We start from the raw sequence: 12,193 nt of genomic DNA, 5'->3' as shown, positions 1-12,193 counted from the left end.
CGCCCCTTCAGGGGCGCGGGGAACTGCGCGACCAGCCACCGATCACCCACAAGACCGCGACGGCGCACAGACACTACGGCGCACGACGATGTGTGTCCCCAGCAGATGATGACTCCCGGCCGCACTGTCGGGATCGCGAAGAGCAATCCGCACGGCGGCTCTGCCGAGCTCTTCCGCCGGCGTCCGCACAGTAGTCAACGGCGGATTGAAATCCTCAGCCAGCGGAATGTCGTTGTACCCGACCACAGAGATGTCGTCCGGCACAGTGAGCCCCGCCTCCGCAACGGCCCGCAACACCCCCGCCGCCACCATGTCGTCCCCGGCGAACACCGCGGTGAACTCCCGCGTCTCCTCAAGCAGCGCGCTCATCGCCCGCAACCCCGCAGCCCGCCCCAGCCCACAGTCCACGACATACGCCGCCTCCGGCGGCAAGCCGTACTCGGCAAGCGCGGCCCGATACCCCGCAACCCGGGCATCCAGCGCCGTATTGCCGGGCAGCCCCCCGAGAAAGGCGATCCTGCGATGACCGGCGGACAACAGATGCCCGGTGATCGCCCGCGCCCCCGCCTCGTTGTCGAACTCCACGACAAGCGCCGGGACATCGGGACCCGGCGCGGGCCGCCCGCACAGCACGAGCCGCGCCCCCGAGGAGTCCAGCGCATGCGCGTAGTGCGCGACCCGCTCCCGATAGGCGTCGTCCTCCACCACGCCACCGACGAGGATCACCAGCCGCGCCCCCTCCTCCCGCATCAGCTGCACGAACTCCATCTCGCGCTGCGCGTCCCCACCGGTCGCGCCGACCACGCACAGCCAGCCCCGGTCGGCGGCCTCCGCCTCGACGCCCTCGGCGACCTGGGCGTAGAAGGGGCTGGTGACCTGGCGGACCACGACCGCGGCCATCTTCCGGCCGCCACCCACCAGTGCCCGCGCATGCGCGTTGGCGACATAGTCGAGGTCACGCGCGGCACGCAGCACGCGGGCCCGGGTCGCGGCGGGCACCGGATGATTGCCGCTGAGCGCACGCGACGCCGTGGCCATCGACACGCCCGCCCGCTCGGCGACCTCCCGGATCGTGACCCGTCCCTTGCCTGTCATGCCGTTCCCCATCCCCCATGTCTCCTGTTCCGCCGGCGGAGCGTCACGTGTTGGCCGCGTGGTCCTGCGCGAACTCCTCGGCCATTCTGTCGCCGCCCCGTTGCCGCCAGCGCTTCACCACCGCGTCCCATTCGGACAGCGCGAGGCGGCCCGCGACGATGCCGGTGACGGTGTCGTCGAGGAGGGCCTTGAGGGTGGTGCCCTGGGCGTTCTTCGTGCGGGACTGCAGGCCGAAGGAGGCGTTGCGGTTGGCGCGCGGTACGACCTTCTCCTGCCAGGCGTGCAGGGCCCGTACGGCGTCGGGCATGCCGGGCACGAACAGCACCTGGGGGCCTTCGGCGAGGTACTTCAGCGGCAGGTTGGTGTTGTTCTCGACCTCGCCGAGCTTGGTCGGCTTGGGTGAGCCGTCGGCGGCGCGGGTGAAGTGGGTGCCTTCGACGCCGTAGTGGACGAGCTCCCACTCCTCGCTGCCGAAGGGGGCGGCGAGGTAGTCGAGGATGCGCAGCAGCAACTCGATGCGCTCCTTCTTCGCCTTCTTCAGCACGGTGTAGCCGAAGGAGCGGCGGGCGGCGACGATCCCGCCGGGCTCGCCGCCGACGCTGTAGGGGAGGGCGGCGGCCGGGGTCATCCCGTCGGGGGCTTCCTGGTACTTGGGCAGATACGCGCCGAAGCCGTCCTGCATCGAGCCGACCGTGCCGTTGTAGTAGAGCGTGGTCAGGTCGATCTGCGAGATGGATGTGGCGTCGGGGTGGTACGAGCCGTTCTTGCGCAGCTGCGCCTGGAAGGCGATCGCCGCCTTGTAGCGTTCGTCGGCGCAGCCGGGCAGGAACGTGCCGTCCTTGGTGACGGCCCATTCCTGGGGCGCGTTGTGGGCGGCGGAGTGCACGGCGTTGCCGAACAGGGATCCTTGGGCGGCGCCGAGCGCGTACGTCCGCCCGCTCGTCGCCTGCTTCGCCACGGCGGCGAAGTCGTCGGCGGTCCAGCCCTCCGTCATCCCCGCGTCGGTGAACATGCCCTGGTTGAGCCAGAGGGTCGAGCCGGGCAGCGGGCGTTCCAGCGGGATGCCGTGGATGCGGCCGCCGATGCGGCCCATGTCCTGCCAGGCGTGGGTGGGGATGTTCGCGAGGTTGGGGTAGGCATCGATCGCGTCGCCGGACAGGAACGGCGTGAGGTCCTCGGCGCGCCGCTGCACGAACTCGGCCTCGCGGGGCAGCACGAACCCGGAGAAGAGGTTGATGATGTCCGGGAGGGAGTCGGCGTCGCCCGCCATCACGGTGGCCATCTTCTTCTGGTAGTCGGCCTGGGAGACGATCGTGTACTCGATCTTCACACCGAGGGCCTTCTCGACGGCGGCCCAGAAACGGTTGGCGGAGGCCGGCTTCGGGGGTGTGCCGAAGGACACCGACATGACCTTGACGGTGGAGCCGTCACCAGGGGTGCGGGCGACCGACTTGACCAGGTCGGAGGGGTAGGCGGTGTAACCGGCCTGGACGCCTGCGTCGGTGGGCGCGAGGTCCGGCTTGGGTCCCGTCGCGGGCTTGTATGTCGGCCAGGGGGCAAGCTTTTTGCCCGCGTTGGAGACATCGCTGTCGCCTGAGCTCGTGGAGCAGGCGGTCAGCAGGCCGGGGACGGAGAGGGCGGCACCGCCCACCGCCATGGAGCGCAGGAGGGTACGTCGGGACATGCGGCTCATAGGTGAATCACCTCGTGTCGGCTTGTGTCAGCTCTTGATGGCGCCGGTGAGCACGCCCTTGGTGAAGTACTTCTGCAGGAAGGGATAGACCAGCAGGATCGGCACGGTGGCGATCACCAGCACCGCCATCTGCACGGTCTGCGGTGCGGTGATGGTGGCCTCGCCGGTGGTGGCGTCGGTGAGTCCGGAACCGGCCACCACATAGGTGCGCAGCACCTGCTGGAGGGGCCAGTGGTCGCTCTCCAGGTAGAGCGAGGCGTAGAACCAGGAGTTCCAGTACGCCACCGCGTAGAACAGACCTACGACGGCCAGCGCGGCCTTGGACAGCGGCAGCACGACCGACCACAGCACCCGCCAGTCCCCCGCTCCGTCGAGCCGTGCCGCCTCGTACAGCTCTTCGGGGATGCCCTGGAAGAAGCCGCGCAGGACGACGAGGTTGAACACGTTCACCAGGACGGGCAGGACCAGCGAGGCATAACTGTCGAGCAGGCCCAGCTCCTTGACCAGCAGGAAGCTGGGGATCATGCCGGGCGGGAAGAGGAATGTGAACAGGATGAGCAGCAGGACGGGCCTGCCGCCGAGGACGCCGGGGCGGGACAGCGCGTAGGCGAGGGTGACGGTGCAGGCGAGGCTGAGGAGCGTGCCGACGATCGTCACTCCGGCGCTGACCCCGAGGGCGTGGGTGACGATGCCGCCGTCGAGGATGTCGCGGTAGGCGTCCAGCGTCGGCTCGGTCGGCCACAGCACCCAGCCGCCATTGGCGATCACCTCGTCGGTGGAGGCCAGCGAGGTCGAGACGATGACGAGGAACGGTACGCAGACCAGCAGCACGACGGTGGCGAGGGCCAGGGCCTTGCCGGCCTGGGTGATCGGCCGGGGCTTCTCCATCCAGCCCGGCCGTGCGGATGCGGTCACTTGTAGACCCCCTGTTCGCCGAGGCGGTGGGCGACCTTGTTGGCGGCGTAGACGAGGAGGGCGCCGATGACGCCCTTGAACAGGCCCGCGGCGGCGGCGAATCCGTAGTCGCCGCCGACGATGCCCTGGTAGTAGACGAAGGTGTCGATGATCTCGGCGGCCTCGGGACCGACCGCGTCGCGTTGCAGCAGCATCTGCTCGAAGCCGACGGAGAGGATGTCGCCGAGCCGCATGATGAGCAGCAGCACGATCACCGGGCGGATGGCGGGCAGGGTGACGTGCCAGAACCGCCGCCAGGGGCCCGCGCCGTCGATGGCGGCCGCCTCGTACTGCTGCTCGTCGACCTGGGCCAGCGCGGCGAGGAAGATGATCGTGCCCCAGCCGGCGTCCTTCCAGATGACCTGGGCGACGACGAGCGGCTTGAAGGCGTCGGGGTTGCCGATGATGTCGACGGTGTGCAGGCCCGCGCCGCTCAGCGCGCTGTTCAGCAGCCCGGTGTCGCCGAGGACCTGCTGGAACAGCGCCACCACGATCACCCATGAGATGAAGTGCGGCAGATACGCCACCGACTGCACGAAGCGGCGTACCGAACTCCAGGTGAGGGTGTGCAGCAGCAGGGCCAAGGCGAGCGGCACCGGGAAGTAGAAGACCAGTTGCAGGACGGCGATCCAGAGGGTGTTGAGGACGGACGCCCAGAACGCGCCGTCCTCGAACATGCGCTGGAAGTTGGCCAGTCCGACCCAGGGGCTGCCCCAGAGGCCGTCGAACGGGACGTACTCCTTGAACGCGATGACGTTGCCGACCAGTGCGCCGTAGTGGAACAGCAGGAAGTAGGCCAGGCCGGGGAGCATGAGCAGGAACAGCGTGCGACTGCGGCCGTGAAAACCTTTTCGTCGGACAACGGCCACGGTTCCCCCCTCACTGCCTCGGATACAGTGTGAGGGAAGTTAAAGCGCTTTCACAGCGTCGTCAACGATTCTGACAGAGAAAGGGCGTTGGCCCAGGTCAACGCCGGGCGTCGACCTGGGCCAGCTGATGAAAACGCTTCCCTTGACTTTGCGTCAGCTCCGGTTGCGGCGGCGGGTCAGGGCGACCGCTCCGCCACCGGCCACGAGCAGCGCGAGGGCGCCGCCCGCGATGTACGGCGTCATCGCATTGCCGCCGGTTTCCGCGAGGGTGTCCTGTGCCGGGGCACCCTGGGGCTTGACGTCGGAAACGGGGTCGGTGCCCGGGGCGGCGGGCTCGCTCTCCGTCCCGGTGGGCGCCGGGGGCGTCTCGCAGGTCGCCTTCGCGAGGGTCACGCTGCCCTGCACCTCGGCGACGTTCAGCTTCAACGGGTTGACAGAGACGGTCAGTTCGAGGGCGGTGGCGGCTGCCGTGCGGGAGGTCGTCTCCCGCTTCGACAGGTCCAGGCGCACCTCGCCCACGCCCGGCACCGTCACGTTCGTCGTGCCACCGGCGGTGAGCGTCACCTTCTTGCCGAGCACCGTCACGGCGCCGGCCACGTTCGACTCTGCGACCGGCGACTTGCCCGCGGCGCAGGTCGCGGTCGAGGTGACCTTCTCGACCTCGATGACCGACAGCAGCGGCAGACCGGGCACGTGCAGCCGGGCGTTGGCGAGCCGTGTGCTGCCCTGCGCCTGCTCGTCGGTCACGGTCGCCTTCGCCTGCGCCACATCCGCGCGCAGCACGCTGAACGGCTTTCCGCCGTCGACGCCGTCCAACTGCGCGGTGAGCGCGGTCTTTTCGGCACTCTGGGGGGCCTGCACCTCGTTGAGGGTGACCGCGAGCGGGACGTTGACGGTCTTGTTGAGCAGGGACACGTCCAGCCCGGTGCGCAGCACGAGGGCGCTCGCGCGCCCCTGGTCGCCGGTCGCGTACGCGGAGCTCGCCCCGGCCAGGGTCGCGGGACCGGCGGCAAGGAGGGTGGCGGCCGCGACGGCGACCGGACGGCATGCGGGCATACGGAAGTTATTGCTGTTCACGGTGGTGGGACTCCCCAGAAGAGTGACGCTTGGGACCCGGCAAGAATTACGCACCAAGAGTGAACGGGCAGCGATCCTGCGTTACTTCACCCCATAGTGGGGTTTCTGTGAACGAGTTCGATTTTCCGGTACGGATGTTCCCTGCGCGGTGGGTGCAGCCCGTACGCGCCCGCTCTCCGACGGGCGACGCGGCGCGAGCGCTCCTATGCTGAGGTGAACAGGGCCTTCGGCCCAGGTCGCGGGCCTCTCCTCGTGATGTCGGGAGTCAGCCCATGACGCGCTCGTGCGGACGACTGCGCCGGGGGGCCGTGATCGCCGCGGCGGTGGGGACACTCGTGGTTCCCCTCGGCGGCGGGACCTCGCTCGGGGCACCTGAATCCGCCCCGGCCGTCGCCGGACAGCCCTCGCCCTCCCCGTCGCCGTCGGACGACTTCCGCAGGCTCACCCCCGAGGTGACACGGCAGGTCAACAGGGCCGTGCAGAGGGTCATGCGTGAGGCGGACGTGCCCGGCGTGAGTGTGGGGCTGTGGACCCCCGACAAGGGCAGCCACGTGCGGTCCTTCGGCGTCGCCGACAAGGACACCGGCCGGCGGATGTCGCCGGACCTCTACATGCGGATCGGCAGCGAGACCAAGACCTTCACCGTGACGGCGCTGCTGAAGCTGGTCGACGAGGGCCGGATCGGCCTCGACGACACCATCGGCCAGTACGTCGACGACGTGCCCAACGGCGACCGGATCACCCTGCGTCAGCTGGCCGGGATGCGCAGCGGGCTCTTCAACTACTCGGCGGACCCGGACTTCTTCAAGGCGCTGACGTCCGACCCCGAGCGGTCGTTCACCCCGCGGGAGCTGCTCGACTACGCCTTCAGCCACCCGGTGCTGTTCCAGCCGGGCGAGAAGTTCTTCTACTCCAACACCAACCTGATCCTGCTCGGTCTGGTCGTCGAGCAGGTCGGCGGCCGGCCGCTGCAGGACTACATCCGGGAGAACATCCTGGAACCGGCCGGCATGCACCGCACGATCTTCCCGACCGACGCGGCGTTCCCCCGGCCGCACGCGCAGGGGTACACGGACCAGACCGCGGACGGGAAGGTCGCCAACAGTACCGACTGGAACCCCTCCTGGGGCTGGGCGGCCGGCGCGATGATCTCCACGCTCGAGGATCTGCGCATCTGGGCGCCCACCGTCGCCACCGGCGTCCTGCCCGACGGCGACACGCTGATCAGCCCCGCCACCCAGAAGCAGCGGCTCGACACCCCGCCCACCACGATCCCGGGCGCCGGGTACGGGCTCGGCATCTTCGACGTCCAGGGGTGGATCGGGCACAACGGCTCACTGCCGGGCTACGAGTCCCTGACGATCTACCTTCCGTCGGCCCGGGCCACGCTCGTCGTGGTGCTGAACACGGACATCAGCCACGACGACACGGAACCCAGCACGCTCTTCGGCGACGCGATCACGAGGATCGTGAGCCCGCAGCACGTCTTCAACCTGCCGGCACAGCCCACCGGCCGCTGAGCCGCGCCACGGGAGCAGTCCCCGGGGACGCTGACCCGTCCTAGCCGACGACCCGGCCGTTCAGCACCACCCGCCGCGGGGCCGTCAGTACGCGTACGTCCGCCCGTGGGTCCGTCTCGAACACGATCAGGTCGGCCGGTGCCCCCTCCTCAAGACCCGGACGGCCCAGCCACTCCCTGGCCGCCCACGTCCCGGCGGACAGCGCCTCCACCGCCGGGATCCCGGCGGTCACCAGTTCCACCACCTCGGCCCCCGCGAGCCCGTGCGCGAGCGAGCCGCCGGCGTCCGTGCCGACGTACACCGGGATCCCGGCGTCGTAGGCGGAGCGCACGGTGTCGTAGCGGCGCTCGTACAGTCGCCGCATGTGATCCGCCCAGCGCGGGAACCTGGACTCGCCACCGGCGGCGAGCTTGGGGAACGTCGCGATGTTGACGAGGGTGGGGACGATCGCCACCCCTCGGTCCGCGAACAACGGGATCAGGTCCTCCGTCAGGCCCGTCGCGTGTTCGATGCAGTCGATGCCCGCCTCGACCAGGTCCTGCAGGGAGTCCTCGGCGAAGCAGTGGGCGGTCACGCGGGCGCCCAGGCGGTGCGCCTCGGCGATGGCCGCCTCGACCGCGTCCCTGGGCCAGCAGGCCGACAGATCACCGAGGTCGCGGTCGATCCAGTCGCCGACCAGCTTGACCCAGCCGTCGCCCCGGCTCGCCTCCTGGGCGACGTAGGCGACCAGGTCGTCCGGCTCGATCTCGTGGGCGTAGTTGCGGATGTAGCGGCGGGTGCGGGCGATGTGGCGGCCGGCGCGGATGATCTTCGGCAGGTCGTCGCGGTCGTCGATCCAGCGGGTGTCCGAGGGGGAGCCGGCGTCGCGGATGAGAAGGGTGCCGGCGTCGCGGTCGGTGAGGGCCTGCTTCTCGGCGACGTCCTGTGGGACCGCGCCATGCTGATCCAGGCCGACGTGGCAGTGGGCGTCCACCAGGCCGGGGAGGGTCCAGCCCTGCACCGTGCGCACGTCTCGGGCCGTGGCGGGACGGTCGTACGAGATGCGTCCGTCGACGACCCACAGCTCGTCGCGGACGTCTTCGGGGCCGAGGAGGATGTGGCCCTTCACGTGCAGCACTTCGCTCATGTACCGCAGACTAACGCTCCGCTTTCGGCCGGTTTTCGGGTGCGGGTTGTATGTGGTTGCTCGCGCAGTTCCCCGCGCCCCTAACCGGCGTTGTTCTCCTCTACGTTTGCCATCGCCGGGTCGAGAAGCCTGGACAAGAAATGGCGCGTGCGCTCGTGCTGTGGGTTCGTGATCACCTGCTCCGGGCTGCCGTCCTCCACGATCACCCCGCCGTCCATGAAGATGACCCTGTCCGCCACCTCACGTGCGAACGTCATCTCGTGGGTGACGACCATCATCGTCATGCCGTCCTGGGCGAGCATGCGCATGACGGCCAGGACGTCACCGACCAGCTCCGGGTCGAGGGCGGAAGTCGGCTCGTCGAAGAGCATGACCTCCGGGCCCATCGCCAGTGCGCGGGCGATGGCGACGCGCTGCTGCTGGCCGCCGGAGAGGGACGAGGGGTACGCGCTCGCCTTCTCGGTGAGGCCCACGCGCTCCAGGTTCTCCGCGGCCACCTTCGCGGCCTGCGCCCTGTCCCGCCTGAGCACCCGGCGCTGCGGCAGCGTGAGGTTCTCGGTCACCGTGAGGTGCGGGAAGAGGTTGAACTGCTGGAAGACCATGCCGATCCGGCGGCGTACGGCATCGATGTCGACGTCGGGATCCGTGAGTTCGGTGCCGCCGACGACGACCTGGCCCTTGGTCGGCTCCTCCAGCAGGTTCACGCAGCGCAGCAGCGTCGACTTGCCGGAGCCGGAGGGGCCGATGACGCACACGACCTCGCCCTGGGCGATCTCCAGGTCGATGCCGCGCAGGACGTGGTTGTCGCCGAAGGACTTGTGCAGGTCGCGGATCTCGATCTCGGGTCGGCTCATTTCACGGCCTCCTGGGCCTTCGTCTCCATACGGCGTACGACGAAACCGAGCGGGATCGTGACCAGCAGGTAGCACAGGCCGGCGACCAGGATCGGCGTGGAGTTGGCGGTCTGGCTGGCCAGGTCGCGGCCGAACTTGGACAGCTCCCGCTCCTGAAGGGTGACACCGAGGAACAGCACCAGCGAGGAGTCCTTGAAGAGCAGGACGAGTTCGTTGGTGAGCGGCGGGAGGATGATCCGGAAGGCCTGCGGGAGGATGATCGAGACCATCGCGCGGGCCGGTGAGAAGCCCAGCGAACGGGCCGCCTCCATCTGGCCCTTGGGCACCGCCTGGATGCCCGCGCGGAACGTCTCCGCCATGTACGCCGCCGCCACCAGGCCGAGTGCGAGGGCGACCTTGCCGTAGGTGCCACCGGGGATCTCGGTGCCGGGGAAGGCGAGCGGGACGGCCACGCCAATGAAGATGAAGATCAGCAGGGCGGGCAGGCCACGGAAGATCTCGATGTAGACGCCCGCGACCCAGCGGTAGGGGCCGACGGACGACAGCCGCATCAGCGCCAGGACCATGCCGAGCACCAGGCCGACGGCGAAGCCGGAGACCGTGTAGAGCACGGTGTTCTTCAGCGCCAGCGTGATGACGTCGGGGAACATCTGCTCGGCGATGGCGCCCTGGGCGAACTGGTTGGCCAGCCGGTCCCAGTCGGCGCCGACCGCGAGGGCGATCAGGGCGCCGACGAAGACGACGTACTGCACACCCCGCGAGACGCTGCGCTTCTGGCGCCGCGTCAGCCCCTTCTTGCGGGGCTGGGCCTCGGCCTTGGTGGCGTCGGTCATGAGGCGGCGGGCGACGGCGAGGCGGCGGACTCCTCGTACGGGCCGATCCACTGCTCGTACAGCTTCTTGTACGTGCCGTCGGCCTTGGCGTCGGCGATCGCCTTGTTGATCGCGGCGAGCAGCTTGGTGTTGCCCTTCTTCACCGTGAAGCCGTACTGCTCACCGGTGTTGACCTGCTCGGCGACCTGGAAGGCGTCCGCGTTGGCCTTGTCCTTGAGCCAGCCCTGCACGACGGGGTAGTCGATGACGACGGCCTCAACTTGGCCGGTGCGCAGGCCGTTGAGGACGGCGTCGGAGGACTCGAAGGAGACCGGGTCGAGGCCTTGGCTCTTGGCGTAGTCCTCGCCGGTGGTCTGCGCCTGGGCGCCGACCTTCTTGCCCTTGAGGCCGGCGAAGGAGGTGATGCCGCTCTTCTTGTCGACCAGCACGCCCTGGGTGGCCTCGAAGTACGGGTCGGAGAAGTCGACGTTCTTCTTGCGCTCCTCCGTGATGGTCATGCCGGCGGCGGCCAGGTCGCACTGGCCGGCGTTGAGGGACCCGCCGGTCTTGAAGTTCTCGAAGGGCTGGTCGACGATCTGCTGCCGCACGCCGAGGTCCTGGGCGACCAGGTCGACGAGGGAGACGTCGAAGCCCTGCACCTTGCCGTCGATCTCCGACTGGAAGGGCGGGTACGGCAGGTGGGTGCAGGTGGTGAGCTGACCGGCCTTGACGAGTTCGACCCCGCCGGCGGCGGTCTTCGTACCACTGCCGCCGTCACCGTCCGAGGCGCAGCCGGCGACCAGCACCAGCCCGGCCGTCGCGGTGGTGGCGGCCAGCATGCGGGCCCGGCGCCCGAGGACCGTGTTCACGGGGAACCTCCTGTGAGGAAACTTTGAAGTTCTGATTATAAGGAGAGCTTTGGGTCACTCAAAACAAACCGATGGCCGAGAGGCTGTGCGGCCTAAGAAGTCACAAGGGGCCGGGGGTTGTGGTCCGGCGGTTACGCTCGACTGCGTTCGATCCCGTGACCGAAGAGAGCACCGCCGTGACCCATCCCTTCCTGGACCTCCCCCCGCTGAGCGCCGCGCACTTCGCCGCCATCGAGGACCGGGTGGCCCGGCTGCTGGACACCCGGCAGGACGTCGTGATCATGCAGGGCGAGGCGCTGCTGCCGCTGGAGGGCGCGATCCGGGCCACCGCGGGTCGGGGGACGGTGGCGCTGAACGTGATCACCGGTCCGTACGGGCAGACCTTCGGCGACTGGCTGCGGGACTGCGGGGCGACGGTGTACGACCTCGCGGTGCCGTTCCACACGGCGGTCACGGCGGCGCAGATCCGTGACGCCTTCGCCGAGCACCCGGAGATCGACTTCGTGTCGCTGGTGCACGCGGAGGCGGCGACCGGGAACACCAACCCGGTCGCGGAGATCGGTGCGGCGGTACGGGAGCAGGGTGCCCTCTTCTATCTGGACGCCGTCGCGTCCGTGGGCGCCGAGCCGGTGCTGCCGGACGCGTGGGGTGTGGACCTGTGCGTGATCGGGGCGCAGAAGGCGATGGGCGGGCCCGCCGGGGTGTCGGCGGTGTCGGTGAGCGAGCGGGCGTGGGCCCGGATGGCGGCGAACCCGCGGGCGCCGCGCCGCTCGTACCTGTCGCTGCTGGACTGGAAGGAACGCTGGGTCGACGCCGGCCGCAAGGCCCTGCTGCACGCGCCCGCGCAGCTGGAGATGCTGGCGCTGGACGCGTGCGTCGAGCGCATCGAGGCGGAGGGGCTTGCGACGGTGATGTCCCGGCACACGTCCGCCGCGGCGGCGACCCGTGCGGGGGCGCTCGCGCTGGGCGGGGGTCTGGAGCCGTACGTCCATCAGGCGACGGAGGCGGCACCGGTGGCGACGACCCTGCGGGCACCGTCCGGCGTCGTGGCGTCCGAGCTGGTCGCCCGGGCCCTGGCCACCGACCCCACCCTCCCGCTGGCGTCGGGCGGCGGCGCCCTGGCCAAGGGGATGATCCGCGTCAACCATTACGGCCCGGACGCGACCCCGGACGCGGTCCAGGCAAGCCTGGCGGCACTGGGGGCAGCCCTGTCGGAGAAGGGGTTGGCGGTGAACCTGGAGGCGGGCCGCCGGGCGGCGGAGGGGGGCTGGCGGTAGGGGGCTGGTGGTACGGGGGCCGGCGATGAGGGCTTGGCGGTAGGTGG

General features: G+C 69.8%; 11 protein-coding genes. 2 read left to right on the top strand and 9 right to left on the bottom strand.

The window, feature by feature from the left end:
* Positions 1-42: 42 nt before the first annotated feature.
* The 5 genes from SSP24_RS09800 to SSP24_RS09780 all read right to left on the bottom strand — a co-directional run bounded on the left by SSP24_RS09800 (position 43) and on the right by SSP24_RS09780 (position 5,688).
* The gene (locus SSP24_RS09800) at positions 43-1,095 is read right to left on the bottom strand and encodes a LacI family DNA-binding transcriptional regulator (protein WP_141308994.1); all 1,053 of its coding nucleotides are present in this window, start codon (positions 1,093-1,095) and stop codon (positions 43-45) included.
* Positions 1,096-1,138: 43 nt separating this feature from the next.
* Positions 1,139-2,788 (bottom strand): type 2 periplasmic-binding domain-containing protein, encoded by a 1,650-nt coding sequence (locus SSP24_RS09795; protein ID WP_141308992.1) that lies wholly within the window; start codon positions 2,786-2,788, stop codon positions 1,139-1,141.
* A 27-nt stretch (positions 2,789-2,815) separates the two neighbouring features.
* Complete coding sequence (locus SSP24_RS09790) at positions 2,816-3,703, bottom strand: carbohydrate ABC transporter permease (protein ID WP_141308990.1); 888 nt, start codon at positions 3,701-3,703, stop codon at positions 2,816-2,818.
* On the bottom strand, positions 3,700-4,554 hold the full coding sequence (locus SSP24_RS09785; RefSeq protein ID WP_141308988.1) for an ABC transporter permease: 855 nt from the start codon (positions 4,552-4,554) through the stop codon (positions 3,700-3,702). The genes SSP24_RS09790 and SSP24_RS09785 overlap by 4 nt, the downstream gene beginning before the upstream one ends.
* Positions 4,555-4,764: 210 nt before the next feature.
* Positions 4,765-5,688, bottom strand: coding sequence for an SCO1860 family LAETG-anchored protein (locus tag SSP24_RS09780; protein ID WP_167529553.1), 924 nt, complete (start codon positions 5,686-5,688; stop codon positions 4,765-4,767).
* A gap of 272 nt (positions 5,689-5,960) precedes the next feature.
* Between SSP24_RS09780 and SSP24_RS09775 the strand changes: the two genes are divergently transcribed.
* The gene (locus SSP24_RS09775; RefSeq protein ID WP_141308986.1) at positions 5,961-7,208 is read left to right on the top strand and encodes a serine hydrolase domain-containing protein; all 1,248 of its coding nucleotides are present in this window, start codon (positions 5,961-5,963) and stop codon (positions 7,206-7,208) included.
* Positions 7,209-7,248: 40 nt separating this feature from the next.
* Here SSP24_RS09775 and SSP24_RS09770 read toward each other — a convergent pair whose 3' ends face one another.
* From SSP24_RS09770 to SSP24_RS09755, 4 genes are all read right to left on the bottom strand, one after another.
* Complete coding sequence (locus tag SSP24_RS09770; RefSeq protein WP_141308984.1) at positions 7,249-8,334, bottom strand: amidohydrolase family protein; 1,086 nt, start codon at positions 8,332-8,334, stop codon at positions 7,249-7,251.
* A gap of 80 nt (positions 8,335-8,414) precedes the next feature.
* A complete protein-coding gene (locus tag SSP24_RS09765; protein ID WP_141308982.1) occupies positions 8,415-9,188 on the bottom strand; it encodes an amino acid ABC transporter ATP-binding protein in 774 nt (257 codons plus the stop codon).
* Positions 9,185-10,021: an amino acid ABC transporter permease gene (locus SSP24_RS09760; protein WP_141309036.1), complete on the bottom strand. Its 837-nt coding sequence runs from the start codon at positions 10,019-10,021 to the stop codon at positions 9,185-9,187. Before SSP24_RS09760 ends, SSP24_RS09765 begins: the two co-directional genes overlap by 4 nt.
* A complete protein-coding gene (locus SSP24_RS09755) occupies positions 10,018-10,869 on the bottom strand; it encodes a transporter substrate-binding domain-containing protein (RefSeq protein WP_141308980.1) in 852 nt (283 codons plus the stop codon). Before SSP24_RS09755 ends, SSP24_RS09760 begins: the two co-directional genes overlap by 4 nt.
* A gap of 176 nt (positions 10,870-11,045) precedes the next feature.
* Between SSP24_RS09755 and SSP24_RS09750 the strand changes: the two genes are divergently transcribed.
* A complete protein-coding gene (locus SSP24_RS09750; protein WP_141309034.1) occupies positions 11,046-12,146 on the top strand; it encodes a pyridoxal-phosphate-dependent aminotransferase family protein in 1,101 nt (366 codons plus the stop codon).
* Positions 12,147-12,193 lie beyond the last annotated feature (47 nt).

Source organism: Streptomyces spinoverrucosus (assembly GCF_006539505.1).
Lineage (GTDB): Bacteria > Actinomycetota > Actinomycetes > Streptomycetales > Streptomycetaceae > Streptomyces > Streptomyces spinoverrucosus.
This window is presented reverse-complemented; position numbering and strand designations above follow the sequence as displayed.

Bases quoted from the DNA above. Each gene is read 5' to 3' on its own strand.
- SSP24_RS09800 (WP_141308994.1), bottom strand. From the start codon at position 1,095: ATGACAGGCAAGGGACGGGTCACGATCCGGGAGGTCGCCGAGCGGGCG.
- SSP24_RS09795 (WP_141308992.1), bottom strand. From the start codon at position 2,788: ATGAGCCGCATGTCCCGACGTACCCTCCTGCGCTCCATGGCGGTGGGC.
- SSP24_RS09785 (WP_141308988.1), bottom strand. From the start codon at position 4,554: ATGCTCCCCGGCCTGGCCTACTTCCTGCTGTTCCACTACGGCGCACTG.
- SSP24_RS09775 (WP_141308986.1), top strand. From the start codon at position 5,961: ATGACGCGCTCGTGCGGACGACTGCGCCGGGGGGCCGTGATCGCCGCG.
- SSP24_RS09770 (WP_141308984.1), bottom strand. From the start codon at position 8,334: ATGAGCGAAGTGCTGCACGTGAAGGGCCACATCCTCCTCGGCCCCGAA.
- SSP24_RS09765 (WP_141308982.1), bottom strand. From the start codon at position 9,188: ATGAGCCGACCCGAGATCGAGATCCGCGACCTGCACAAGTCCTTCGGC.
- SSP24_RS09760 (WP_141309036.1), bottom strand. From the start codon at position 10,021: ATGACCGACGCCACCAAGGCCGAGGCCCAGCCCCGCAAGAAGGGGCTG.